At 59.9% G+C, this 25,203-nt stretch carries 17 protein-coding genes and 1 pseudogene; 10 read left to right on the forward strand and 8 right to left on the reverse strand.

Going from position 1 to position 25,203, the window contains the following annotated elements; translation table 11 throughout:
- Positions 1 to 16 precede the first annotated feature (16 nt).
- Positions 17 to 319 (reverse strand): ArsR/SmtB family transcription factor, encoded by a 303-nt coding sequence (locus tag B3N48_RS04175; protein ID WP_296179854.1) that lies wholly within the window; start codon positions 317 to 319, stop codon positions 17 to 19.
- 302 nt (positions 320 to 621) lie between these two features.
- On the opposite strand from B3N48_RS04175, the gene B3N48_RS04180 reads away from it, so the two are divergent.
- The gene (locus B3N48_RS04180) at positions 622 to 1,218 is read left to right on the forward strand and encodes an ACP phosphodiesterase (RefSeq protein WP_296179856.1); all 597 of its coding nucleotides are present in this window, start codon (positions 622 to 624) and stop codon (positions 1,216 to 1,218) included.
- Here the strand turns inward: B3N48_RS04180 and B3N48_RS04185 are convergent.
- Entirely contained in the window at positions 1,179 to 1,985 is an 807-nt protein-coding gene (locus B3N48_RS04185; protein WP_296179859.1) for a lysophospholipid acyltransferase family protein, read from the reverse strand. The two genes, B3N48_RS04180 and B3N48_RS04185, sit on opposite strands and share 40 nt — an antisense overlap.
- Complete coding sequence (gene olsB, locus B3N48_RS04190; RefSeq protein WP_296179861.1) at positions 1,985 to 2,740, reverse strand: L-ornithine N(alpha)-acyltransferase; 756 nt, start codon at positions 2,738 to 2,740, stop codon at positions 1,985 to 1,987. The genes B3N48_RS04185 and olsB overlap by 1 nt, the downstream gene beginning before the upstream one ends.
- A 364-nt stretch (positions 2,741 to 3,104) precedes the next feature.
- Between olsB and B3N48_RS04195 the strand changes: the two genes are divergently transcribed.
- The 4 genes from B3N48_RS04195 (at position 3,105) to B3N48_RS04210 (ending at position 6,342) form a co-directional block, all read left to right on the forward strand.
- Positions 3,105 to 4,193 carry a serine hydrolase domain-containing protein gene (locus B3N48_RS04195; RefSeq protein ID WP_296179863.1) on the forward strand — a complete coding sequence of 363 codons (1,089 nt, stop codon included), beginning with the start codon at positions 3,105 to 3,107 and terminating at the stop codon, positions 4,191 to 4,193.
- On the forward strand, positions 4,190 to 4,528 hold the full coding sequence (locus tag B3N48_RS04200) for an amidase (RefSeq protein WP_296179866.1): 339 nt from the start codon (positions 4,190 to 4,192) through the stop codon (positions 4,526 to 4,528). The genes B3N48_RS04195 and B3N48_RS04200 overlap by 4 nt, the downstream gene beginning before the upstream one ends.
- Positions 4,529 to 4,600: 72 nt before the next feature.
- Positions 4,601 to 5,182 carry a YceI family protein gene (locus B3N48_RS04205; RefSeq protein WP_296179868.1) on the forward strand — a complete coding sequence of 194 codons (582 nt, stop codon included), beginning with the start codon at positions 4,601 to 4,603 and terminating at the stop codon, positions 5,180 to 5,182.
- A gap of 2 nt (positions 5,183 to 5,184) precedes the next feature.
- On the forward strand, positions 5,185 to 6,342 hold the full coding sequence (locus tag B3N48_RS04210) for a phospholipase D-like domain-containing protein (protein ID WP_296179871.1): 1,158 nt from the start codon (positions 5,185 to 5,187) through the stop codon (positions 6,340 to 6,342).
- A 24-nt stretch (positions 6,343 to 6,366) separates the two neighbouring features.
- On the opposite strand, the gene B3N48_RS04215 is transcribed toward B3N48_RS04210, so the two are convergent.
- Positions 6,367 to 9,294: an RHS repeat domain-containing protein gene (locus B3N48_RS04215; protein WP_296179874.1), complete on the reverse strand. Its 2,928-nt coding sequence runs from the start codon at positions 9,292 to 9,294 to the stop codon at positions 6,367 to 6,369.
- A 188-nt stretch (positions 9,295 to 9,482) separates the two neighbouring features.
- Here B3N48_RS04215 and B3N48_RS04220 point away from each other — a divergent pair.
- The 3 genes and pseudogenes from B3N48_RS04220 (at position 9,483) to B3N48_RS04230 (ending at position 14,816) form a co-directional block, all read left to right on the forward strand.
- Positions 9,483 to 10,067, forward strand: a pseudogene (locus B3N48_RS04220) (DJ-1/PfpI family protein).
- Between the two features lie 44 nt (positions 10,068 to 10,111).
- Positions 10,112 to 10,342 carry a ribbon-helix-helix domain-containing protein gene (locus B3N48_RS04225; RefSeq protein WP_414704203.1) on the forward strand — a complete coding sequence of 77 codons (231 nt, stop codon included), beginning with the start codon at positions 10,112 to 10,114 and terminating at the stop codon, positions 10,340 to 10,342.
- A 118-nt stretch (positions 10,343 to 10,460) separates the two neighbouring features.
- Entirely contained in the window at positions 10,461 to 14,816 is a 4,356-nt protein-coding gene (locus B3N48_RS04230; RefSeq protein WP_296179877.1) for a SpvB/TcaC N-terminal domain-containing protein, read from the forward strand.
- A 63-nt stretch (positions 14,817 to 14,879) separates the two neighbouring features.
- Here B3N48_RS04230 and B3N48_RS04235 read toward each other — a convergent pair whose 3' ends face one another.
- From B3N48_RS04235 to B3N48_RS04250, 4 genes are all read right to left on the reverse strand, one after another.
- Positions 14,880 to 16,403, reverse strand: a complete 1,524-nt coding sequence (locus B3N48_RS04235) for a fumarate hydratase (RefSeq protein ID WP_108236967.1) — start codon at positions 16,401 to 16,403, stop codon at positions 14,880 to 14,882.
- Positions 16,404 to 16,641: 238 nt separating this feature from the next.
- Positions 16,642 to 19,083: an RHS repeat-associated core domain-containing protein gene (locus tag B3N48_RS04240; protein ID WP_296179886.1), complete on the reverse strand. Its 2,442-nt coding sequence runs from the start codon at positions 19,081 to 19,083 to the stop codon at positions 16,642 to 16,644.
- A 75-nt stretch (positions 19,084 to 19,158) separates the two neighbouring features.
- Positions 19,159 to 21,774 carry a hypothetical protein gene (locus tag B3N48_RS04245; protein WP_296179888.1) on the reverse strand — a complete coding sequence of 872 codons (2,616 nt, stop codon included), beginning with the start codon at positions 21,772 to 21,774 and terminating at the stop codon, positions 19,159 to 19,161.
- 96 nt (positions 21,775 to 21,870) lie between these two features.
- Positions 21,871 to 22,800 (reverse strand): hypothetical protein, encoded by a 930-nt coding sequence (locus B3N48_RS04250; RefSeq protein WP_296179890.1) that lies wholly within the window; start codon positions 22,798 to 22,800, stop codon positions 21,871 to 21,873.
- 327 nt (positions 22,801 to 23,127) lie between these two features.
- On the opposite strand from B3N48_RS04250, the gene B3N48_RS04255 reads away from it, so the two are divergent.
- Positions 23,128 to 24,249, forward strand: a complete 1,122-nt coding sequence (locus tag B3N48_RS04255) for a GGDEF domain-containing protein (protein ID WP_296179891.1) — start codon at positions 23,128 to 23,130, stop codon at positions 24,247 to 24,249.
- On the forward strand, positions 24,242 to 25,171 hold the full coding sequence (locus B3N48_RS04260) for an iron-sulfur-binding ferredoxin reductase (protein ID WP_296179892.1): 930 nt from the start codon (positions 24,242 to 24,244) through the stop codon (positions 25,169 to 25,171). The genes B3N48_RS04255 and B3N48_RS04260 overlap by 8 nt, the downstream gene beginning before the upstream one ends.
- Positions 25,172 to 25,203: the final 32 nt, after the last annotated feature.

Raw genomic sequence — 25,203 nt, forward strand, 5'->3', positions numbered from 1 at the left:
TCTCCTGTGAATGGGTTCAGAGCTGTTCAGTCAGCTCTTTCAAAAACGCCTGAACGGCGTCTTCGTTACGTTTGAAGAAATGCCACTGACCATGCTTTTTGCTCGTGATCAGCCCGGCGCGTTGCAGCGTTGACAAATGGGCGGAAATGGTCGATTGCGAAAGCCCGGCGCGTTGGTCGATCTGACCCGCGCAGACGCCGCCATCAAAGGTGTGTTGTTGGTCCGGGAAGCACGTCGCAGGGTCTTTCAACCAGGAAAGAATCTGACGGCGCACCGGGTGCGACAGGGCTTTTATGATGTCGTCGAGGTCGATAGGCATGTCGTTCTCACTCCGCGTATAGCGGTATATCGCGATGGGGCGAACCTTATATCTGTCCATCGCGATATACAAATATGAATGTGTGCTAAGGGCTGTGTGAATGGGTATATCGGGTTATAACGATACGAGGTTGTAAGGAAGCGATGTAGGCTAATGTCGAAAACTTCAGTCGAGGCATACGTGTAGGAGTGAGCTTGCTCGCGATACGCCCTGTCAGGCAGCTCAATGTTGAATGAGAAATCGAAATCGCGAGCAAGCTCACTCCTACAGGGTTTGTCGAATATGTGAGATAGGCGTTTCCCATGAATTACCTCGCACACCTCCACTTGGGCGGTCAGACGCCCCCACAATTGCTCGGCAGCCTGTATGGCGATTTCGTCAAAGGGCTGCTGCCGGGGCGGTTTCCTGCCGAGATTGAGGACGCCATCCGCTTGCACCGGCGCATCGACGCGTTCACCGACGCCCACCCTGTCATCAAGCGGGCCATGGCGCGTTTTCCGGCTGAGCGCAGGCGTTATGCCGGCATCGTGCTCGACGTGTTTTTCGACCATTGCCTGGCGCGGGATTGGGCGCAGTATTCGGACGTTCCGCTCGGGATGTTCACGGCCAGGGTGTACCACGTCCTGGCAAACGAGCCGCAGTTGCCTGAGAGGCTGGCGCTCATTGCCCCGCGCATGGCGGCGCAGGACTGGCTCGGCTCGTACGTGGCGTTCGAGGTGGTAGGCGGAGCGCTGGCGGGCATTGCCCGACGCCTGTCACGCCCCGAGGGACTGGCCGGCGCCATGCAGGAACTGCAGGCGCTTTATGGGCCGTTGAGCGAAGATTTCCGTACGTTTTATCCCGAGCTGCAAGCGTTCGCTCAGGCGGCTCTCGCGGCGGAACGCACGTCGGCGGACTGACCGGCGTGTGCAGGTTGATTCGAGTCACCGAACAGCGCGGCGTGCACGGCTTGTTGCGCTTCGAACGCCAAGACTGCGCGTTCCTTCCCCTGAGACGCGATCGGCGTCAGCAAGTGAATGTGCACGTCACTCACCTCATTGGCGAACAGGCGACGCAGGTGCGACAACAAATCGTCATCGCCAATGAACGGGGCGATCTGGTCCGGCTTGCCATCGCGCAGGTATTGAATCGCCACCGGCTGCACAGCCACTTCGGTTTCGATCGCGCTGGACAGCAGGCGACCGTGGAACGTGCGCAAGCTGCGGCCATCGGTGGTGGTGCCTTCGGGGAAGATCACCAGCGAGTGATTGCCCAGCAGGTGCTGGCCCATTTGTTTCTGAATCAGCTTGCTATCCCCCGACCCGCGGCGAATGAACAGCGTTCCCGCCTTCAACGCCAACCAGCCTGCCACCGGCCAGGTGCGCACTTCCGCCTTGGACAGAAACGACAACGGGGCGAGCATGCCCAGCAGCGGGATGTCGGTCCACGAGACGTGGTTGCTGATCCACAGCATCGGCTGGCTTGGCACTTGGCCGCTGACCTTCACGCGAAAGGGCAGGGCGGCGGTCAGGCACACCATGAACCAACGGGTCCAGCGCTGGCGGCGGGCCATGGAATTGCCGATGCGCAGACGCTCCATCAGGGCGAACGTGCCGGCAATCGTCAACCCCAAAGCGATGACGCTCAACACCCGAATGACCCGCGCATGACTGCGCAACCGGCTCATCACACCGCTGCCTTGAAGTGGCGAGCGTAGCGCGGGCACAGCTCGTCGCGCTTGAGCAGGATGAACACGTCGGCGACCTGGAAATCTTCGTCCCAGCAAGGCTCGCCGCAGATCTTCGCACCCAGGCGCATGTAGGCCTTGAGCAACGGCGGCATTTCGCAAATGACGTTGTTAGGCAGGTCGAGGGTGGGCAATGGATTTTTCGGCTCGGCACGCAAGTGTTCGGTGCTCAGGTAACGTTCGCGCAGGCGCTGCATGATGGCGTGGGCCTGAATGCCGCCGTCTTGCATCGGGATGCTGGCGCAGCCCATCAGGTAGCTGTAGCCGCCTTCGTTCAGCACTTCGGCCAGCTCACTCCACAACACGGCGATGGTGCCGCCGTTGCGGTAGGCAGGATCGACGCACGTGCGGCCCAGTTCGAGGATCGGGCCTTGCAGATGGCCGAGGCCGTGCAGGCTGAATTCTTCTTCGCTGTAGAACCGGCCCAAGGTGTTTGCAGCCTTGTGATCCAGCAGGCGTGTGGTGGCGACGAGGCGACCGGTGCTGAGGTCGCGCACGCCGATGTGCATGCAATGTACGTCGTAATCGTCGATGTCCAGGCCCTGCTCGGCGCCATTGAGCTTGGCGTTGAATTCGCCGCTGAACACTTGAAAGCGCAACGCCTGTGCTTGCTGCAAGGCGTGAGGACCGATCAGACGCTCGGCCTGCAGGCGACGGTCGGAGGAGGTGTCTCGAATGCTGGCAATCTGAGTCATGTGGCGTCTCCGTGGGCCAGCCTTGGTCCAGGCCGGTCGACTGATTATTCGAAGCAATGCGGTACGAATGCAGGCTAGGGAGGGCCCGTGTCATCACCATTAAGCTTTGGTGATGGTTGCGTGACAGGGAAAACGCGACAGGCAATTGCGTTTGATTCTGGTCGTAGGCGCGTCCCGAGACCTGCCGCATTGCAGCAGTCAATCCGGTTTACGCGGTGTGCCAGACACATCGAGTGAGTCAGTTTGTTGCCGGTTCCCGGCAGATCGCGGGACAGGCCACGCTCCTACAGAAAGCGCATCGCGTTGCGCAGGTTGTCATCATTGCCTGCTAGGGTTTCGGGCATCCCGCATTCGAGACTCGTTCATGCGCCGTCCGCTATTCACGCTGTTTCTTTTTCTGATCGCCTGCCAGGCCGCGGCTCAAACGTGGCCGGGTGATCAATGGGCCGTCCATTCACTGGCATCGAGCCCAGCCCTCGACGATCTGGAGGCCTACGCCTTCCCTCCTCGCAATGAACAGGAACGCAAGGGCATTCGCACCGACGCGCTGTTGATTATCCGCGACGGTGAGGTGATCTATGAACGCTACGCAGGCGTGACGAACGCCGAGACGCCGCACCTCACCTGGTCGATCAGCAAGAGCATTCTCGCCACCGTGCTCGGCGTGGCGTTCGGGGAGAACCGGTTCAAACTCGATGACCCGGTGGCCAGATTTTACGGGCCGTTCAGCGCCCATCCGGCCATCAAGATCCAGGACCTGCTGCATTGGGCCTCGGGCCTGGACTGGCAGGAAGACTACGAATACGCGCCGCTCAATTCCTCGGTCGTCGCCATGCTGTACACCCGAGGACGCGGCGACATGGCGCGGTTCACGGCGCAACAGCCTGTCGCCTCCGCACCCGGCACGGCCTATCGCTATTCGAGCGGCGACAGCACGGTACTCGCCGCCGCATTGAAGGGGATGGTGGGCGACAGCGCTTACCCCGATTACCCGTGGACCGCGTTGTTCGACCCGCTGGGCATCAAAAGCGCGGTCTGGGAAACCGACGCCACCGGGACCTTCGTTGGCTCGTCTTACGCCTACATGACCGCCCGGGATCTGGCGCGTATCGGCTTGTTGATGCAACGCGGCGGGCGTTGGCAGGGGCGTCAATTGCTGCCCGGTGCCTGGGTCGATTTCAGCCTCAGGCCGTTCGCTTCCGAGACCGTGATCAATGAAGCGCCGGGCGGACACTGGTGGCTGAACAGGACCGCGAATGGCCAGCCGGGCAATTGGCGGGACGCACCGCCCGACACTTTCGCTGCCCTCGGGCATTGGGGGCAGGCGTTGTACGTGATCCCCAGCGCCGGGTTGGTGGTCGTGCGTTACGCCGACGACCGAGACGCCACTTACGATCACGACCAGTTGCTCAAACGAGTGCTGAAGGCCGCGGCCGGGGAGGTCGCCCAATGAGCACGCGCAAACGCTTCATTCAACGACGTTCCTTCAGCTGTCTGGCCATCCTGATCCTGTTGGCGTTGATGGCGGTGATCTGGGTCTGGCGCGTTCAGTTGCAAGCCTTCCCGACCATCATCAGCGCCTACACTGCCAAGGAATATTGCTCGTGCCGGTATGTCATGAACCACCCGGCGGACTACTGCGAGAGCTACGTCAAACAGTGGCTGCCCAGCACGTTGACCGAAAGCCACAGCGACAAGCGCATCACCGCCAGCGGCCTGGGGCGTGAGAGCAGCGCCCAGTGGCAGGGGGCGCGGCAGGGCTGTCGATTGCTGCCTGCCGGGCCATGAGGGCGAACGTCCCCGTTTGTCAGCGGTCAGACAGCCGGATAAGGTTGCCTCAATCGCGCCGCTGGAGTTCACATGCCCACATTCACCCGCCTGCTCTTGGCCGCGCTCGCCGTGCTGGCGCTGCCTGCCCAGGCAAATTGGTATCTGGACAACGAGTCGTCGCGACTGTCGTTCATCTCCACCAAAAACGCTGACATTTCTGAAGTTCACCGCTTCCTTAATTTGCACGGCAAAGTCGATCTCAAAGGCGTCGCGGAGCTTGAGGTCGAGCTGGATTCCGTCAGTACGGGCACTCCGTTGCGCGATGAGCGACTGCGTCGGCAGCTGTTCGACGTCAAGCAATTCCCCGAGGCGAAAATCACCGCGCAACTGGACATGCGCCCGATCAACGCACTGGCCCCCGGCGCTCAGCTCGAACTTCGCTTGCCATTACGGGTGCAACTGCACGGCCAGTCGCAAAGCTATAGCGCCGAACTGCTCGCCACGCGTCTCGACGACCGACGTTTTCAGGTCGTGACCCTGGAACCGCTGGTGTTGCATGCCGAGGATTTTGGCCTGTTGCCAGGCCTGGATGCGCTGCGCACGGTCGCTGACTTGTCGGCCATCGGCTTCTCGGTGCCGGTCGGCGCCGTGCTGATCTTCACGGCGCGCTGAGCATGAGAGGCGCGATCTTTCCGTGGCGTGAAGACAACCAATTCAATCTGCTGATCGACGGCCCTGCCTTCTTCCCGCGCATGATCGCCGCTATCGAAAACGCCCAGCAGCAGGTCGAATTGGAACTGTATCTGGTGGAGGCGGGCGCTTGCGCCGAAGCTGTGGTGCAGGCGTTGGTGAACGCAGCGACACGAGGGGTGATCGTGCGCTGCCTGTTCGACGACTTCGGGTCACTGGCGTTTACCCTTGGCCTGCGCAAGCGATTGACCGATTCGGGTGTGATCCTGCGCTTTTACAACCCTGTGAATTGGCGGCGCGGCATTCGCAATTTCTACCGCGACCATCGCAAGCTGCTGTTGGTGGACAAGGCGCTGGCGGTGGTCGGGGGCACCGGGGTGACCGACGAGTTCTGGCGCCCGGACCAGGACGCCAGTGAGTGGCATGAGGTCATGGTGGAAATTCGTGGCCCCATGGTGCTTGACTGGCAGGCGCTGTTCGATCGTCAGTTTCACGCCAACCCAAGGCGTCGCGCCTGGCGCCCGGCCGAAAACTTCGGCCTGCCGCGCTTGCCGAAAGCCCCGGTCAGCGGCGAGGGCCTCGGGCGTGTGGCCTACGCCGATTCGCGACAACACCGCGACATCCTGCAATCGCTGGTTCGCTCGCTGAACACCAGCAAACAGCGCATCTGGCTGGCGACCCCATACTTTCTGCCCACCTGGAAAGTGCGCCGCGCCTTGCGCCGGGCAGCCTCCCGAGGTGTTGACGTGCGCCTGCTGCTCACCGGCCCGCGCACCGATCACCCCTCCGTGCGCTACGCCGGGCATCGCTACTACCCCCGTCTGCTCAAGGCCGGGGTCAAGATCTTCGAATACCAGCCGTGCTTCCTGCACCTGAAAATGGTCCTGGTGGACGACTGGGTGAGCATCGGTTCGTGCAATTTCGACCACTGGAACCTGCGCTTCAACCTTGAAGCCAACCTTGAGGCCATGGACCCGGCGCTGACGATGGCCGTGCAGGAAAGCTTCGAGCGGGACTTTCTGGTGAGCAACGAAGTGAGCCTCAAGGACTGGCAGAGCCGACCGCTGTGGCGCCGAGTCCAGCAGCGGTTGTGGGGGTGGGTGGATCGGTTGGTGGTGAATGCGCTGGATCGTCGGGGCTGATTGGCTCTCACATGGGCTGAACATTTACCTACGGTGGAAAGACAGGAAATTCCCGATGGGTCTGGCGGGCCTGGAGGCTCTTGAATTGATCTTCAATGTATCAACCCGCATCGCATGCGCGCCGTTTTCATCAATGACCCCGAGCGTTGAGGAGTCTCCACCGTCCAGATTCCATGATGACGCTGCCACAAGCCCTGGTTCGGAATCACCGTTAACTGGATTGTCATTCAATGCGTCAAGGCGAGTCATGACAGCCGTCCATTCGAGCATGGTAAAGCCCGGTTCGTCAGTTTTACGTGCGTAGGAACCTCTGCCCTGATTCAGACCCACTGCCAACCGTGTTTTTGCCGTGTCTGCTGCCGCCAGGCTGATTCCTGAGCGGGCATTGGGATCACCGGCATGTCCCAACGCGCCAACATGTGATGTCTCAGCGCTGTATTGGTTTTGCTTAAGACCACTGTCCTGTCTCGTAAAGCTAGGTCTCCGATTCATTGTCAATTTGGGGGCCACATGAATAAACGAACCATCTTGCAGCGTTAGCTTTGAATAACTGTTGGCATAGGTCGCTGGAATCGGTACGGATGCCTTGGCTCTGCCATCAATGAGGTTCTCGCCAACCGAGGCGTATTCAGCAATGCCTTGATTGGGCGCAGGGCTTCCCATGTTGAAGTAGCTGCCATTTATATAGGCGGTTGGCATGGAGCCGCTGGCATTGGCAATTTCCCCACTTGAGGCTGAGCTCAGACGTATTGTGGCATCACCGCCAGAAACCTTGCCCTGCAGACTGTTGTCCAGAGCAAGATAAAAAAGTTGTCGGGCGGCTTTCGCTTCACGGTCGAGAGCAATGCCCACACGGTCAAAGACTGAGTTGTCGCCTTTGATCGAAACACTGATGACGCCCTGAACGGGGGTTTTGACTTTGACGGGAGACAGAAACCTTCGGACGTGGCTCTGAATGAGAATCGCGGCCTGATTGGGGTCGACTCCGTTCGCTCCTTGTACGTCGAGTTTGCGAACCGGTGTATTGCTGACGAAGCAGTATCGGTTCAAGTGATCGACACTGCCTGCCGGATCGGTGTTTATCCATCGCATCAACCACGGAGCGTAGTACCTCAAACCGTAGTAATACAGCCCGGTTGCATCGCGCTCTTTGCCTGAATAGCGAATGGTTTTGTATTTGGCGTCCATCGCATTTGTCGCCGCCCACCATGATGTGCCGCCGAATGGGTAGTAGATTTCCTGGCTGATCAAGTCGCCTGTGTCATCCAGTTCCAGTGTGCTCGAACCCAGATGATCGTTGAGGTTGTAACGCACCTGATCGTTTTTGATACCGTCGGGTGTGTTGGCAACCCAGTGCAGTGTATGGACAAGGTTGTGCGCGGTGGGCATCGTGCAGACATGCAGGATCTCTCCATTGGGTTGCGTGCGGATTTCGAGGCCGGGCAGATAGCGGGTTTCGGCCATCAAAGTACGGCGTTTGGCTCGTGTGCTGCGTACCTTGCGGCAGCGCTGGTCATTACCGTCGTAGACATAGGTTTCGTCGTCATCGTTGGCGTCGTCACGTTTTACGCGGGTGACCTGCGCCAACTGATTACGCAGATCCCACGTCAAATCCTGTCCGCGTATCAACTGTTGCAGATTGCCGTTGGCATCGAATCCGTTGTCAACATCCGGATCAACATCCGCCTCAGGCAAGCTGCGATTGCTGTCCGGGGCGACCAGCATCGCGCGCGTAAACGACTGCGCGCCGACATGGCGCATTTCCAGCAGATTACCCCCTGCGTCGTAGTCATACGTTTGGGTGTAATTGCTCAGGTGATTGGGGTCTTGCGGCAGGTTTTGCAGTGCTGGCAGTGCAGGGCCATGGCTCGCGCCGTTTGCCACTTCGCGGCCTGTGGCTTCGATCAACTGATACAGCGTGTCGTAGCGATAGAGGCTGACGGGGTCGATGCGTTGGTTGGCGAAAAAACGAGTGGCCTGAGCGGCATCCTCGATTTCGAGGACGTTGCCGACCGGGTCATAGCGGTAGTTCAGGTCTTGCAGGACGGTATTGTCAGCTCTTGAAGAGAAGATGCGCGTCAACTTTCCACTTTGCGGCTCGTAAGTTTTTTCGCTGACGACGCCGTTACCCAGACGCTCGCGTTCCAGTTGACCAGTTGGGTTGTAGTGAAGGTCGCTGATGAGTGTCTGAAAAGTCTGTGCGTCCGCCAGCTTCAGGCGTATTTCACGCAGAAGTCCACCCGTATTATTGAAGTGTTCAGTGCGATTGCCGACAGCATCGGTCTGGACAATAAGCGCAGCCGCAGCATCGAAAACTGTCGTGGTGGTGTGCCCAGTCCCAGGCTCCAGCAAGGCATCGCGTTGGCCGGAATCGAGAGGCCAGTCGGGCTGTTCGTCTGTCTGCAGAAACCTTCGATTCTCGATGAGCACACCCCCTGCCAAGCCGAACTCTTGAGCGCACAGGGTTCCTGCCGGATCGTCATGACGAATCAACCGCCCGCATTGATTGTGCTCTGCGCACAGTCCTGAAGCATCGCCATAGGTAAATCGCTCAACCACGTTCGGCTGGGCATCGATCAATGTTTCAGTCACCGAAACAGGCCGCAGGCACTCGTCGTAATCGATCCGGCTGTAGCTTGCCCGACCATCCCATCGCTCGACCGATTGCCCGTCAGCGCCCGACAGCTCCAATCGCCAACCCGCATCGACGTTCTCATCAAGCAGGGGTTGACCCGATAACGAAGGTGTTTTTCTGTTGTTCGCGGTTGCAGCCGTTTCCCACAGGCGAGGATCCCATTCGGCCACCGAGCGACCTGCTTCATCCCACACATGACGCGTCACACGCGCCTGCGCTTCTGCGGCCTGATCGATTCGATGCCAAGCCACTTCACGCGCCAACAATCCCCGAGGGTCGATGATGCGCAATTGGGGCGTAAAGGAATGGAGGCTCATGCCAGTGACATCCGTGTCGGCTCATTACCCAAGCCTAGAACCCGTTTGACCGGACGAACGGGACTCGCGACCAACGGCGCTCCGGTCATCCATCGGCCGATGTGTCGACCCTTCACTGTGGTACTAGGCTGTTACCCGGGACGTGAAGGCTGTGCGAATACTCGACGTCACACATACAGAGGAGATTGATAATGGCTGCGAAGAAAATTCTCATGTTGGTCGGCGATTACGTCGAAGACTACGAAGTGATGGTGCCTTTTCAGGCGCTGCAAATGGTCGGTCATACCGTGCACGCGGTTTGACCCGGTAAAAAGAAGGGCGACGTCATTCGCACGGCGATTCATGATTTCGAAGGCGATCAGACCTACAGCGAAAAACGCGGCCATAACTTTGGACTGAATTTCGATTTCGACAGTGTGAAATCCGCAGACTTCGACGCGCTGTTGATCCCCGGCGGGCGCTCGCCCGAGTACCTGCGCCTGAACCAGCAGGTTCTGGAGCTGGTGCGCGAGTTTGGTCGCGACGACAAACCGATCGCGGCGGTCTGCCACGGACCGCAGTTGCTGGCGGAAACCGGCGTGCTAAAGGGGAAGTCGCTGAGCGCGTATCCCGCATGTGCACCAGAGGTCAGGCTGGCGGGTGGCGAGTATGTCGAGATCGGCATGGATCAAGCGCACACCGATGGCAAGCTGGTGACCGGCCCTGCCTGGCCTGCGCATCCCGCCTGGCTGGCGGCGTTTCTGAAGGTGCTCGGCACACAGATCATTCTTTGAGAGCAGAGGTTTGACCCTGTGGAGTCGACGTAAAAGTTGACCCGATCCTCTACGAGCCCGGTTCTCGCTTGCTGCGCATTTGCGGCATGGCGACGACACTGCGCCTGGACAATCAGTTCTGGGACATCCTTGCCGAACTCGCCGGGCACGACGGCATCACCAGCTATCACCTGATCGGCAAGCTGTACGAAGAGGTCATGGATCACCGGGGTGAAGTGATCGAAGGCGCAGCCATTGAGTGGCTGAGAAGGAACCGAGCGGCGTTACCGCGATAAGCCCCATCGCGATAAGTTCTAACGCCTTTACCCTCTGCCCCCTAACCTGAACACAGCGAGGACATCACGACGATTCGATACGTGATGCCTTTGTTCAAGGGTAAAAGGGAGCACGGCCATGGCCGATCAGGAGCAATACGTCAGCGTTTCTGCCCCCTCTCTGCCCAAAGGCGGCGGGGCGATTCAGAGCATCGGCAAGGGCTGGGGTGCAGTCGGCGCCATGGGAGCGGCATCGATGGAGATCCCGCTGCCGATCACGACGGGACGTGGTCATGCGCCAGCGCTGAGGCTCGGCTATCAGAGTTCTGTGGGCAATGGCCTGTTCGGGTTGGGCTGGCAAATGAACGTTGGGTCGGTGTCCCGGCGAGCGAGCAAAGGCGTGCCGATGTACACCGACAAGGACATCATGCTCGGTCCCGATGCCGACGTGCTGCTGGCGGACCGCGATGCCAGTGGTGCGTTGGTCGAAACTACCGTCGACACGTACGGCGGGCTCACGCTGGATCATACCTATCAGGTCGTTCTGTACGTTGCCCGTGCGGAGGGTGCCTTTGCACGGATAGAACACTGGCGTCATGAGAGCGATCCGGCGGGGTTCTGGCTGATTCACAGGGCTGACGGCACGCTCGCGATGTACGGACGACAGCCGGAATCCCGACTGTGTGATCCTGCGGACCCGACGCGTGTCGCGGAGTGGCTGCTCGAAGAAACCATGAATCCCATCGGCGAGCATGTTCTGTACGAATACAAGCCCGAGGATTCAGAGGGACTGGTCGACGACACGACGCCTGGGCCTGGACGCAATTTCAGCGCCCAGCGATACCTGTCCCGGGTGCGTTATGGCAACTTCAAGGCCCATCCCGATCTGTACCTGTGGCAGCCCCAACAGCTTGCCGACCTGCAATGGCATTTCGAGCTGATCGTCGATTATGGCGAGCGGACATTCGCCAACGACACGCTGGCCTATGCCGAAGACAAAGCCTGGGAGGGCCGCGCCGATTTCCATTCGTCGTTCGGCTACGGCTTCGAGTTGGGCAACCTGCGCTTTGCCCATTACGTGTTGATGTTTCATCACTTCCCCGATGAGTTGGGCGCCGATACCCCATCGCTCGTCAGCGCGCTGAAATTCAACTATGTGGACCTTCAGCAGGGCGCCAAAGTGCTGGCTTCCGTGGAGAGCCTGGCGTGGGGGGAGCGGATTGTGCCTGCCCTCAGTCGTCGCCCTCCGGTGATGTTTGCTTATCAGGATTTCAATGTCGCAACCGGGGTGTTTTCGCCCTTCGACGCCTTGCCGGATCTGGACGACGGGGAGCCCTATCAATGGGTGGATCTGTACGGAGAGGGCCTGCCGGGCGTGCTCTATCAGGCGGACAAAGTCTGGTTGTACTGTGAGCCAGAACGCGACAGTGAGGGGACTGATCCGGATGCCGTGCAATATGGACCGCCACGGGAATTGCCGAGCAATCCTGCAGCAGATTCGAAGGCCTCTGTGCGTCAATCCCTTGCCGATTTGACCGGCGACGGGCGTCTCGACTGGATCGTGGGCCAGCCCGGCATGCTCGGATTCTTCACATTGAACCCCGATCGCACGTGGGCTGACTTCGCGCCTTTTTCCGCGATCCCCTCAGAATTCTTTCAGCCTCAAGGGCAACTGGCAGACCTGATGGGCGGTGGGCTCCAGGATTTGGCGCTGATAGGCCCTCGTAGTGTTCGGGTGTACCCCAGCCTGCGAGCGGGCGGGTTTTCCCGAGGTCAGGATGTGGCCCACGACGCAGAAGGCGATACCCTGCCTCTGTCGAGCGACAGTTCTTCAGAGTTGGTCGCGTTCTGCGACATCTTTGGCAGCGGTCAGCAACACCTTGTGCGCATTCGCCATGATGAAGTGCGCGTCTGGGCAAATCTGGGAGGAGGGCGGTTTGGCAAGGGGCAAGTGTTCGCGACGCTGCCCTATACCTATGAAGATTTCGATGCTGGACGCATTCGGCTGGCAGACATGGACGGCTCCGGCGCTGTGGACCTAGTGTACCTGACCTCCACGGGCTTCGAGCTGTTCATGAACCAGTCGGGCAACCGGTTTGCCCAGCCGTTCACGCAGCCGTGGCCGGAAGGGGTTCATTACGATCAGCTCTGTCAGGTGCGCATTGCAGATCTTCAGGGGCTGGGGTGCTCGAGTCTGGTGCTGACGGTTTCCCACATGGCGCCGAAACACTGGCGATTCGACTACCCGTCGATCAAGCCGTATCTGCTGAAAAGCACCCAGAACGGCATGGGCGCTTCGGGGACCATCACCTACCGCAGCTCTCTGCAGGAGTGGCTGGACGAGAAGGTCGAGCTACGGGCGGCAGATTTGAAGGTCGAATCGGGTGTGCCATTCGCGTTGCATGTCGTTGTTCAGCAAACACAGCGGGATGAGGTGACCGGCAACGAGCTCGCCCAACGATTCAAGTTTCGGCAAGGCTACTACGATGGTCACGAGCGTGAGTTCAGGGGATTCGGACTGGTGTGTCAGATCGACAGCGAAGTCACCCAGGCCGCTGAGCAGGAAGAAGGTTTCACTGCCCCAGTGCTGACGAAAACCTGGTACCACAGCGGGCGTTATCCGTTGCGCAGCATTACGGGTTTCTATGAGGGTGACGAGAATGCCGTGGCGTTGGGCAGTGACCTGCTCACCACATTTGCGAACAGCAGCGATCAGGTGATCTTGTCACCTACGGACAGTGATCGGCGGGAAATGGCGCAATCCCTGGCTGGGGCCGTGCTCAGGGTTGAGGTGTTCGGTCTCGAAGGCGATACGCCCCATGCGGTGCCGTATTCTGTCCAGAGCTCGCGCTATCTGGTGCGTCAGCTCGCCGCCGTGAGCGAGCATCAGCCCTATGCCCGCCAGTTGTCTCTGATGCTGGAGTCGATCGGTTATCAGTACGAAGGGCGTGCGGATGACCCCATGTGCCAGCGGGTGATCAATCTGAAATGGGACAAGTACGGTGTGCTGACCCATGGGGCGGGCGTCAATGTTGCCCGGCGCAAGTCGCCAGACGATGCCCCACCCTTCGACGATGAGCACCAACAGCGCTGGTGGCAGGCCGCCTATGATGAGGCGCAGCAAAATATCTACCTGACCGAAACCCGAGCGCAGCCCATTCACCTTGAGGCGGCGCAAACCTGGCGGTTGGGATTGCCCTATCTGAGTCGGTCCAATGCCATGGTCGCGCTGACGTCCAGCGTCAGCGCCGACGACATCAGTTACGAACGTTTCAGTGATGAAACGGGCTGGTTCGCTTCGTTGCCAAGGACCCTGGTGTCACTGAGCAAGCAGCGCTACCACAGCGCCGGAGAGGGTGAAGCGGGCTTTCAGGCGCTGGCCGATTACATCGAGCTCGCAGAACTGGATGAACATGCATTGACGGCTTACGAGCGCGTCATGACCTCCGACGAATTGACCGCGAAACTGACGGAAATCGGTTATCAGAAGATGGCGTGCTTCCTGCCGGACGAGCCCCAGCGCATCCTGTGGTCCGTGAGACGAGGGTTCAACACCTACGCCGGTGCCGAACGTTTTTACCGGGTGGAAGCCTTCAAACCCACGTTCAGCCACGGACTCAGCACCGTCGAATATGACCCGTACAGTTTGATGGTGAAATCAGTGACAGCGCCTGACGGTTGCGTGACCTCGGCGACCTACAGCTACCGGGCCATGCAGCCTGTCAAAATCATCGACCCCAATCGCAACGCCCAAGAGGCGCTGTATGACGGGTTCGGCGTCCCTCGAGTGACGAGTTTCTATGGCACCGAGTTGGGCGAGGAGGTCGGGTTTCAATCGCTGGTCGATGCCGTTCTGGAGGACGCGAAACCGGGAGATGCCATCAAACATCCGTCGTCGATTGACTTCGCAACGGCCCATTATTACGACGCGTTCAGTTGGACCCATGACAAGGTGCCGGTTCACAGCCTGACCCTGCAATGGGACCGCTACCCCGGCGACTCCGAGCGGCAGTTGCGCATGGCCCTCGTGTCTGTCGATGGCTTTGGTCGAGCCCTGCAAACCCGGCAGTTGGTCGAACCCGGTAAGGCCTATCAGGTGGTCGACGGGCAGCTGGGTCTTGGGGACGATGGCCACTTGGCCGAGGTCGAGGCCAATCCTCGCTGGCGCGTCAGCGAACGGGTCGATTACAACAACAAGGGTTTGGCGGTGAGGATTTATCGGCCTTACTTCACTAATACCGAACGCTATGTCGATGACAGCAGCGTTCGCGAGCACTGGTATCACGACAAACAGTTCTACGACCCGCTCGGCCGCCCGACCATCACCATGACTGCAAAAGGCTGGATGCGCCGGATCACTTACGAGGGCTGGTACACCATCAACGAGGATGAGAACGACACGGCCGAAGAGGTCAACGCCTGGAGAGAGGAGCAGGGGCTGCCGTTGCTGGACGACGGCTCGCCGCGCAAACGGAAAAATCAGTTTCCGTGGTGAGCTGTCCAGAAACGAAAAAGCCCGGCACGCAGGCCGGGCTTTTCGTTGTAGCAGGTGGAGCGCTTACTGCACTTCGACCGCCAGGCTTTCACTGATCTTCTTCTGCCAAATCGCAGGACCGGTGATGTGCACCGACTCGCCTTTGCTGTCGACCGCGACAGTGACCGGCATGTCTTTGACCTCGAACTCGTAGATCGCTTCCATGCCCAGTTCCGGGAAGGCCAGCACTTGCGACTTCTTGATCGCCTGGGCGACGAGGTAAGCAGCACCGCCGACAGCCATCAGGTACACCGCTTTGTTGTCCTTGATCGCGTCGATGGCGGTCGGACCGCGCTCGGATTTGCCGATCATGCCCAACAGGCCGGTTTGCTCAAGGATCTGGCGGGTGAACTTGTCCATACGGGTGGCGGTGGTAGGACCGGCTGGGCCGACCACTTCGTCACCGACCGGATCGACCGGGCCGACGTAATAGATGAAGCGACCCTTGAGGTCCACCGGCAGGGTTTCGCCCTTGTTCAGCATCTCGACCATGCGTTTGTGCGCCGCATCGCGACCAGTGAGCATTTTGCCGTTCAGCAGCACGGTTTCACCCGGCTTCCAGCTCTGCACATCTTCAGGCGTCAGGGTGTCGAGGTTGACGCGACGGGCAGACGGGCCGGCTTCCCAGACGATTTCCGGATAGGCGTCCAGCGGTGGCGCCTCCAGCGACGCTGGGCCGGAACCGTCGAGCACGAAATGGGCATGACGGGTGGCGGCGCAGTTCGGAATCATACAGACCGGCAGGGACGCTGCGTGGGTCGGGTAATCCATGATCTTGACGTCGAGGACGGTGGTCAGACCACCCAGCCCTTGGGCGCCGATGCCCAGTTGGTTGACCTTCTCGAACAGTTCCAGACGCATCTCTTCCAGACGGTTCGACGGGCCGCGAGCCTTCAGCTCATGGATGTCGATGGATTCCATCAGCACTTCCTTGGCCATGACCGCTGCCTTCTCGGCGGTGCCGCCGATGCCGATGCCGAGCATGCCAGGCGGGCACCAGCCAGCGCCCATGGTCGGCACGGTTTTCAGCACCCAGTCGACGATTGAATCGGACGGGTTGAGCATCGCCATTTTCGATTTGTTTTCCGAGCCGCCGCCTTTGGCCGCCACGTCCACTTCCACGGTGTTACCCGGAACGATGGAGTAATGGATGACGGCCGGAGTGTTGTCTTTGGTGTTTTTGCGAGCACCGGCCGGGTCGGCGAGGATCGAAGCACGCAGGACGTTTTCCGGCAGGTTGTAAGCCCGACGCACGCCTTCGTTGATCATGTCGTCGAGGCTCATGGTGGCGCCATCCCAGCGCACGTCCATACCCACGCGTACAAACACGGTCACGATGCCGGTGTCTTGGCAGATCGGACGATGGCCGGTGGCGCACATGCGCGAGTTGATGAGGATTTGAGCCATGGAGTCGCGCGCGGCGGGCGACTCTTCGCGCAGGTAGGCCTCATGCATCGCCTGAATGAAATCGACGGGGTGGTAATAGGAGATGAACTGCAGCGCGTCGGCGACGCTCTGAATCAGGTCATCCTGCTTGATCACGGTCATGGGTGTTCTCCTCGAATCAGGCGGGAACAGGTGTAGGGCGGTTTGCGCAACAAACACGGACTTGCATGCAAACGGCCATTGGCTCGGTTGCCGCTCAGGCGCTGCGGCAGGAAAAAGGCGCGGCAGTATACCGCGTGACACTCGGCGCGACACCCTGTCGCAGGGTAAACATCGGACAAGCGTGCCGGGCGGCGGCCCGGCACGCTCTGAACGGCCTGAAGGATCGAGGACACTTCCGTCAAATGGCAGTGATCCTGCCATCAGGATGAAAAATCTTCGCAGTTGCCTCCCTGAAGGTGGTTTTCCAGGCTTTAAAGGGATTGCCCGTGGCGCGCAGCCGCTCCAGGTACGGGATAGCTTCGAGGGGGGTATTGGCTGCGTTACCCGCCATCTGCAGGTTCGTGAAGCCGCGGACGTAGGTTTTCTGGACGAATCCCTGAACAGGGCGGCCCAGCTCTCGGGCCATTTCCATCGCCGCACCATTCTTACCGCTCCAGCAGGAAAGCAGGACAAAGGTTTCGTTCGACGGGTAGTTCATGGCTTGCAGCCGTGGCGCGATGAAATCCCTGGCAATGTCAGCGGCGCGGGCCACCTTGCCATCCGGTCCCATCAACAGTGCCCGTACCGGATCGCCATGGGTCAGCAGCGCGGCCTGATTCGTGCCGCGATACGTTTCGATGAAACCGACGTCGACCGCTCTCGAGGTCCCTTGATAGATCAATTCGCTGTTGCCCAGACGGTGCGGCTTCGGCGAGGACCAGCCGCGCTTGATATCCATCGCGCGTTGCTGTGATCCCGCGCGCCTCAGACTGTGCATCTTCATGCCAATCCCTGCGCCGGCCAGGCCCGTCACCAGCGAAATGCCGCCGAGAATGCCGGCTGCCGATCCTTCATGACCGCTGATTTCCAGCGCCAGACTTGCCGCGCCGGTCGTGAGGGAAACCACATCGAGCACGGCCGCCGCCAGGCAGGCGATTTGCGCGCTGCTCAATGTCGAGGTGGCACTGAACAGTGCAGCCGCCGCAGGAAGCGCCGCCTGCAAACCCGGAATGAGTGCAATCGCCGACAGCGCCAGGCCTGTGCCTGCGACTGCGTAACTCACCCAACTGTGTCCGTCAGGGTCGATCCGGTTGACCGGGTCACCTGCACAATAGGCGTAAGGGTTGATGCCGCCTCGACCGAACGGGCTTTCGTTGTCAGGCGCAAGAAAGCACATCAAGACAGGGTCGTACGGGCGATGGCCGCCGGGGAGGTACCAGCCCGTCAAAGGCTCGCGCCTCTCGCCGGTAAAGCCGAAAGGCGCCCGCCCTTCATTTGCGCCGCACGCTCCGTGGGCGGTGTAACCCAGCGTACGAACGGCGCTGTCGGCTTCCAGGCGTACGCTGCCTTGACCGTCGGTGCCGATCAGAACCGAGTCGCGCACCCCTTTGGTCACTCTGCTCAATGCGAACATGGCACCGTCGTCTCCGATGCGCTGCAGGCTGTCATCGCCCGTCTGCTCGTGCGTGAGCTGATCGGCGCTGTAGAAGCTGCGGGTCAGCAATCCGTCGATGATGCGGTCGACCAGTCGGCCTTTGGCGTCGTAGCGATAGGTGCAGGCACGACCCTCAAGGCTGACTTCGGTGAGGCGACCCTGTGTGTCCCATTTCATGCTGCGACCCAGACTATCGCTTGAAACGCGGCCACTGTCGTCGTACGTCAGCGTCACCTCGGCTGGCCAGGTCTCGTGGGTATGAGTCACCTTCACCACTTTCGTCGGATCACCTTCGGCATAACTGAAAGACGCTTCGTCCCGAGTGCCGTCGACGAAGGTATTGACTACCGTTTCGTAGCCGTTCAGCGCGTTGAAGGTGAAGACTTGCTCGACGATGCGGTTCCCGTAAGGATCCTCCTGGGCCGCGTCTTTGTTGGCGGTGTAATGCACCAGCCGGTTTCGGGCGTCGTAGGCGAACGTCTCTTCCCCTTGCTGCTCGCCGTGGGTCCAGGTTCGTGTAGTGATCTGATCGTGGGCCGAATAACCCAAGGTCTGCGTGACGGTCCGAGGTGATTCATCCCCTTCGTCCGGGCCGAGCGTGACGACGAAAGTTCGGCTGTGTTCGCGGCCCAGAGAGTCGTAGGTCAGGGAGGTCGTCAGTGTGCGTTGGCTGTCGCGGTCCGTCACCTCTATCGCGGCCAGGCGCGAGAGTGCGTCGTACGTATAGCGGGTTTCGACGCTACCCACACGTGTTTGCTGCACCCGCCCGGCACTGTCGAATTCGCGACGATGGGGGATGCCCTGCGCGTCATCGAAACCTTGCAGCAGGCCCGAGAGCGAATATTTCCAGTGCGTGGTGTGAGTCGTGTCATCGACCGTCCACTCGTCTCGCAGCGCTTGTCCGGAGGGGGTGTAGGCGAACGACTGAACGCCGAGTTCGCCGGTGGCCGTGGCCAGTTGGCCAATGTCCGCTTGATAGGTCATGCGCACAGGCGTTTCGTCCTGACCCTCGACACTCAACAGTTGATGATTCAAATGGCGTTCGTAAGCGAAGGCCACTGTGCGGCCATCGGCAAGGGTATTGCCTGCAGGGGCGAGTTGCCCGTTGACGTAATGAAAGCGGGTTGTATGCCCGCCAACCTCCACAGAGAGCTGGCGGCCCAGTCCGTCGTAGGTCTGCCGACCGATGATCATGGGTGTGTTCATGGTTTCCGATCCTTGGAAGTGTGCGGGGCAGGGCATGCCGATACCTCCCCGACTGAACGTGAATGGACGGGTGGCTTAGTCGGCCCGCGCTTCAGGCGATGTCACCGCGATCGACTCGGGATGTTGATCGTCGCTGTGTTGCGCGTAGGTCCAGTTGATGACAGTGCCGTCTGGAAGCTGCTGTTCGACAGTGCGCCCGTAGAAGTCGAGGCGTTGAGCGGTGACGCGAGCGTCTTCATCCGGACCGTGGGTCCTGGTTTCGATGACACGGTCCAACCCGTCTCGAGTCCATTCAACGGTACGGATCAGGGTTTCCTCCGTGTCGTACAGCTGCTCCCGGATGATGCTACCCGCGGTGTTGAACAGGCTGACGGTGCTGGGCCCCCTCATGTCGCCATTCACTTGCCACTGTTTGACGGTCAGTTTTGCAGGACTGTGCTCAGTGCGGGTCTGCACGCCATCGGGTGTCGTGACGCAACGGGTCTGGCCCCAGTCGTCGTATTCGGTGGTCGTGGTGAGCGGCAGGGCCGTCACTGAGGCGGGATCGTCTTCGTCACGCAGCCAGTCAGTCTGCGTCTCGCGAATGATCCGGCCTTCGGGATCGAAAACCGTACGGGTGATTTCCCTGAACTCGCCCGGCGCATGGTCAATGTCTTCCAGCTCCACGCGGACGGTCCGCCCTTCGCCATCGAGCCACTGACGACGGCGCTGGCCTGTGGCGTGGGTGTGTTCGATCATGACCGGGTTTTCTTCGCCCGCCCGCGCCGCCCGCGCTGCGTCGTCACCGACGTGATACGTGGTCGTCCGGCTGGCTTGGTAGGGGCTGTCATCGGCAGTGATCACGCGTGTGACCCGGCCCAACGCGTCGTATTCATAACGGCTCAGCACGCCTGCCAGGCTACGGTCGCGGGTTATCTGTCCTGTCGTCAGCGAGCGCGCGCTGTCTTGGGTCTGGCGCACCGTTTCGGTGTTCTCGAAACCCATGATGCTGACGTGCGTGGACAGTTCGTCGTCCGTCAACGCATAACGGTAAGTGGTCGTGGTCGCCTTGTCATTGAGTTGAGTGACGCTGCGTTTCAGTCGCCCGTAGCCGACGCCCTCGGAGACGTACGTTTGTACTGTGGTTTCCATCAGACGGGACTGGGTCTCGTCGTAAGTATGTTCAGACGCCACCAGTACAAGGGCCGGTTCGTTTTCAATGAGCGACGCAAGGGACCCGTAGGTATAAGTGGTGGACACTTCGCTGGCGCCGCCGAAGCTCCCGTCTTCCAGACGAGCAGGTGTCACACGTTTGCGCTTCAGATACCGGACTTTTCCTTGTGGGTTCGCAGGGCAGCCTTCCGCGCCTTCTGCGGGGTAAAACTCGCGATGTTCTTCAACGCCGGAGGGGGAGCGGCTGAACACCAGATTCCCGGCTTCATCGTAACGATACTGGGTCGTTTCGCTGCGCTGCGTACCTGTTTCGCTGCGGTCGATGTAAGTGACCGTTTGTTCGTGAGGAAGCTGACACCAGGTGGGCTGATCCGCCCAGCTCGTGTCCGGTTCAATGCCAAAGGTGTTCTGAGTGTGGACCTCACAGTGACCTCGTTTGACGACTTCCGAGGTCAGCAAATGAAAGCGGTTCCAAGTGCGGGTAATGGTGGAAAGTGTTTTGCCCTGCGGATCCTGCCGGGTTTCAACCACTCCGTAATCGTAATCCTGCTCGACTTCGTAAAGGTTGTCCCGGCCCTGTTTCCAATCGAACGCCTGTTCACTGCCGTAGCCCAGAAAATTGTGGGCGCTGGTCCACTCATAGGTGCGCGTCAGTTCAGTGTCGGGTGTTCCGGCCGAATGTTTCCACTCGACAACTCGAGGCAACACGGGGAACGGTGCGCCTTCTGGCAGTGAATGACCGAATTCCCCGGTGCCCCAGGTCACGGCATCCGAGGCGCCCAAGGGGCTGGTCAGGACAGTGGGCAGCAGCAGGTGATGCTCGTCGTCCAGTTCATGGCGGTCATACGTCACGCTGAAAGGCGTATCGATACCTGGCAAGTAAACATCGCTCAGCGTGTCATTGGCCAGTTGCACACGCAGGGTTCTGGCTGCGGCCCCCGGTACGACGAACCGGACTTCGCCTTCGTCGCTTTCGACCTGCAGCAACGTGCGGGATTCGTCCCGAATGCTCTCGAGCATGAAGTCGTCGTTGGCGAACGCCGCCCATTCCAGGAACAGACGGCGGCCTTCCGAGCTTCGGATTTCGCTGACCAGATAGCGAGCGCTGTCTTGTTGTTGCGTCAGTATTTCCGTCTGACCGGAGGTGTGATCGATTCGAAAGACCGTGTCGCTTTGACAGGTGACGACCATGGCTTTCAGCTTAGCGTCGAACAGCACCAATTCCTGGCCTTCCGACAGGTCGGAGGCGTCCATATCGATGGCGAAGCTCTCGCCAGACGACAAACGCAAGGACGGTGCCTCCTGATGCAGATTGATTTCACTGAGGTCCAGAGACCAGCCGAAACCGAAGCCCCGGTTGCGGGTTGAACCCAATAGGCTGAACGAGAGGGTAGGTGAGAGCGCTGGCCCCGCAAGGTTGTTGGCGGGAATGAGCGGAAGCTGGAATGCCAGGGTGAACTGACCGGTGCGCGCGTCGACGCCGGTCTTGATGAAATCCATGAAATTGGTGGCTTGAGTATGAAGGGTGTCTACAGACATGTTCTCGTCACTCTTTGAAAGGGGCACGTGAGTCAGGCGTGCGTGCCTAACGACAGCGTGATCGAAAGGCACGCACGAAGGGTGAGCGCTGAACGGTCAGTCGACCATCACAAAGTCGATGTACTGGCCATTATTGCGTTGCGTCATCTTGATCCTGTGCTCATTGCCGTATTGGTCGAGCAACCCCCACCGAGACTCAGTGGTGGCGACGCCTGTGAGGTTCACGGTCCCATACGTAAAGATGCGAACGAACACCATGCTGTGAGGGACTCTGTTGACGGAAAGCACCGCTTGAGGTACCGGGAATTCACGCTGATCGCTGACCTCATAACCAATATGGGTGAAGCTTCGAGAAATCGTAGGCGCGAGCCCGTCGAAGTCCCAACCCGCGTCTTCTTCAATGACCTTCTGAAAGTAGGCTTCACCCGACCCCGGTCCGTAGGGAATGGCATCTGCCAGTCTCAGCCCACGGCCTTTGATGAAAAGCTGATTGATGTCGTAATTCCACTCGGTCGTGCCGATTTCCTGGAAATGGTTATCCTCTGCTTCAAAGGCAAAATCATCCCGCGTCAGCCGCAATGGCGTGAGGGTTTCGAGGGTAATGGACGTGTTGAATTTGCTGGTATTGCTCACGTACTGCGTCTCCTCATCCTTGGAGATCGCTGCATAAACAACGTCCAGCGATCCGCCGGAGCGAGTCGAAGAAACGTAAAATCGACGGCGCCGCGAGTTCGCTGCGAGCAAAGCTCTTGGTGCACCGCCGGTATCGGCGTAATACTCGAACCGCTTGTCCCGCTCTTTGGACACATGCAGCTCGCCGTCCAGTTCCTGATAAGCGCCGTCATCGTCCAGAGTGACCAGGCGAATGCTGTCAAGCTGCTCATCGGAAATCTCTACACCTGCCTTGGGTGTAACGCTGACGGACACCTCCAGTTGGTGACGTCCGTTGCCGAACACCTTGTTAGAGTTCGACGTGACGTGGATATTGAATTTGGTGATCCAGTTTGTATCGTTTGCCGGGTTCATGGTGTGCCGTCCTTGGCTATGGAAGAGGCCCCAGTGTACGCAGCGGGACTTGGGTACTTGATATACATATATATAGGGTCGGCGACGTATGTTTCTTCATATGTCATTCGTCGACCTTTATCACCGCCTTGAATAGTGCTCCCCGGCCCGAAATGCGCTGCACACGGCTGAGAGGCCTGAGTGCCGGACACATTGGCGAACGGGCCGGTTTCCTCTACATTGGCAACCTTGCCAGATGATTGAAGTGCCACTGCATGTTCGCCGAGGGCACGACCGGCCCACGATGTAACGCACATCGACCCCGCCGGACAGGATGACCTTTAGCCGATGATGAACCAACCTCATATAGACGGATCTATCCAGCGCCTGCGGTTCAAGCGTTTCGCATTGGCGGCAGGTACGTACGTGCTGCTGATCGTGCTGGTCTGGGTGGCCTATTGCGCCGGCTACTACGACGCCAATTTCTTCGGCCTGTGGCTGACCACGGTCTTGGTGCTGTTATCCCAAGGCATCATGAGCCTGGTGTTTTTTGGCGAGTACAACAAACGCTTCAAAGACCCCAGCCTGACCGAGTTTCAGGTGTTGATGGGGCTGGGTTGGCAAACGTTTCTCCTGGCGCATCTGGCGTCGGCGCGGGGCACATTTCTGGTGCTTTACGTGCTGGTGCTGTTGTTCGGCCTGTTTCATCTGCCGCCGAAGGTCTTTGCCCGATGCGCGGTCTTTGCGCTGTCGGGCTTCATCGGGCTCAACCTGTGGGAAGCGCTTCAGGACGAGCTGGCTGATCCGGGCCTTGCGGCCTTGCAGGTCTGTGCACTGTTCATCGTGCTGGTCTGGCTGTGTCTGTACGCGCGATTCGTTCAGCATTCACGTCAGCGCATGCATCAACACCGCATCACGCTTCAAGCCCACCAGGAAACCTTGCGCGGCATGATGTTTCAGCTGGAGGAGCTGGCCTCCACCGATGAACTGACCAATCTGTTCAATCGTCGCCATTTCCTGCGCCTGGCCACTCGCGAGTTGGAAGCGATGGATGGTTCCTACACCGAAGGCCTTGCCCTGATTGACATGGACCATTTCAAGCGCGTCAACGACGTGTTGGGGCACGCGGCGGGTGACCGGGTGTTGCAGGTGTTTGCCGCAACAGCGTCGGAGTGCCTGCGTTCGGACGACATTTTGGCGCGTTATGGCGGCGAGGAGTTCGTGCTGTTGATTCCCCGCTGCACCCGTAGCCAGTTGGTGGAATGCTGCGAGCGCGTGCGTCTGGCCTTCGAGCAGGTGGTCATTCCCGAGCTGCCGGAATTGGCGTTGAGCCTGTCGGTGGGCATGACGCTCATTGATCGCGACGATGACATGGACCGCGCCCTGCAGCGGGCCGACCAGGCGCTCTACCGCGCCAAGCATCAGGGTCGAAACCGTTGCCACGGCGCGTGGGAACATGCCGATGCCTGAGCTGCGTGCGGGTGATCAGCAGTGGTCGGTCGCCTTCGGAAGCAATCTGCTCGACGCACTCAATGCTGCACGGCTCCGCGTTCCCTACAGTTGTCGGGCGGGCAGTTGCCACGCCTGTCTTGTGCGCTGTGTCCGCGGCGAGCCACAGGATGCGCTGCCTGAGGCGCTGGACGCCCGTAAGCGCGAGCAGGGCTGGCGTCTGGCGTGTCAGTGTCGGGTCGTAGACGATCTGGACGTTGAAATCTTCGACCCGAAACGCGACGGTTCACCGGCTCGCATCAGCGGGGCGGACTGGTTAAGCCCTTCGGTATTGCGCCTTCGCCTTGAACCCGAGCGGCCCCTGCGCTATCGCGCCGGGCAGCATCTGGTGCTGTGGACCGCGAGCGGCATTGCGCGCCCTTATTCGCTGGCGAGCGTGCCGGGAAACGACGCTGCGCTGGAGTTTCATATCGATTGCAGCAAACCCGGCGCTTTCGCTGACGTCGCTCGCACACTGATGCCCGGCGACGTCATCCGGCTGGGCGAATTGCGGGGTGGCGCGTTGCATTACGACCCTGACTGGCAAACGCGACCGCTCTGGCTGTTGGCGGCCGGGACAGGGCTGGGGCCTTTGTGGGGCATTTTGCGCGAAGCGTTGAACGCTGGGCATCAAGGGCCGATTTGGGTCGTGCACGTGGCGCGTGAGCATTATTTTGCTGATGCGCTTGAGACCCTTGCGCAGCAACATAGCCAAATACAGGTTGCACTGGTCAATACGCAGGAGGCCCAAACCGCGCTTGCAGGCGTGCGCCTCGCCTCACGACAAACCGTTGCCCTCGTTTGCGGATCGCCCGCCAGCGTCGAGCTGTTCTCCAAACGCCTGTTCATCGCCGGTTTGCCAAGGGGCCAGGTGCTGGCGGATGTATTTCTGGAGAAGGGCTGATCGGTTGAGTGCGGCGTGAGCGGTGGTGCAGT

The sequence above is a fragment of the Pseudomonas sp. UBA1879 genome (assembly GCF_002338065.1).
In the GTDB taxonomy this organism is placed as follows: Bacteria; Pseudomonadota; Gammaproteobacteria; order Pseudomonadales; family Pseudomonadaceae; genus Aquipseudomonas.

Bases quoted from the DNA above. Each gene is read 5' to 3' on its own strand.
- B3N48_RS04175 (WP_296179854.1), bottom strand. From the start codon at position 319: ATGCCTATCGACCTCGACGACATCATAAAAGCCCTGTCGCACCCGGTG.
- B3N48_RS04180 (WP_296179856.1), top strand. From the start codon at position 622: ATGAATTACCTCGCACACCTCCACTTGGGCGGTCAGACGCCCCCACAA.
- B3N48_RS04185 (WP_296179859.1), bottom strand. From the start codon at position 1,985: ATGAGCCGGTTGCGCAGTCATGCGCGGGTCATTCGGGTGTTGAGCGTC.
- olsB (WP_296179861.1), bottom strand. From the start codon at position 2,740: ATGACTCAGATTGCCAGCATTCGAGACACCTCCTCCGACCGTCGCCTG.
- B3N48_RS04195 (WP_296179863.1), top strand. From the start codon at position 3,105: ATGCGCCGTCCGCTATTCACGCTGTTTCTTTTTCTGATCGCCTGCCAG.
- B3N48_RS04200 (WP_296179866.1), top strand. From the start codon at position 4,190: ATGAGCACGCGCAAACGCTTCATTCAACGACGTTCCTTCAGCTGTCTG.
- B3N48_RS04205 (WP_296179868.1), top strand. From the start codon at position 4,601: ATGCCCACATTCACCCGCCTGCTCTTGGCCGCGCTCGCCGTGCTGGCG.
- B3N48_RS04210 (WP_296179871.1), top strand. From the start codon at position 5,185: ATGAGAGGCGCGATCTTTCCGTGGCGTGAAGACAACCAATTCAATCTG.
- B3N48_RS04215 (WP_296179874.1), bottom strand. From the start codon at position 9,294: ATGAGCCTCCATTCCTTTACGCCCCAATTGCGCATCATCGACCCTCGG.
- B3N48_RS04230 (WP_296179877.1), top strand. From the start codon at position 10,461: ATGGCCGATCAGGAGCAATACGTCAGCGTTTCTGCCCCCTCTCTGCCC.
- B3N48_RS04235 (WP_108236967.1), bottom strand. From the start codon at position 16,403: ATGACCGTGATCAAGCAGGATGACCTGATTCAGAGCGTCGCCGACGCG.
- B3N48_RS04240 (WP_296179886.1), bottom strand. From the start codon at position 19,083: ATGAACACACCCATGATCATCGGTCGGCAGACCTACGACGGACTGGGC.
- B3N48_RS04245 (WP_296179888.1), bottom strand. From the start codon at position 21,774: ATGTCTGTAGACACCCTTCATACTCAAGCCACCAATTTCATGGATTTC.
- B3N48_RS04250 (WP_296179890.1), bottom strand. From the start codon at position 22,800: ATGAACCCGGCAAACGATACAAACTGGATCACCAAATTCAATATCCAC.
- B3N48_RS04255 (WP_296179891.1), top strand. From the start codon at position 23,128: ATGATGAACCAACCTCATATAGACGGATCTATCCAGCGCCTGCGGTTC.
- B3N48_RS04260 (WP_296179892.1), top strand. From the start codon at position 24,242: ATGCCTGAGCTGCGTGCGGGTGATCAGCAGTGGTCGGTCGCCTTCGGA.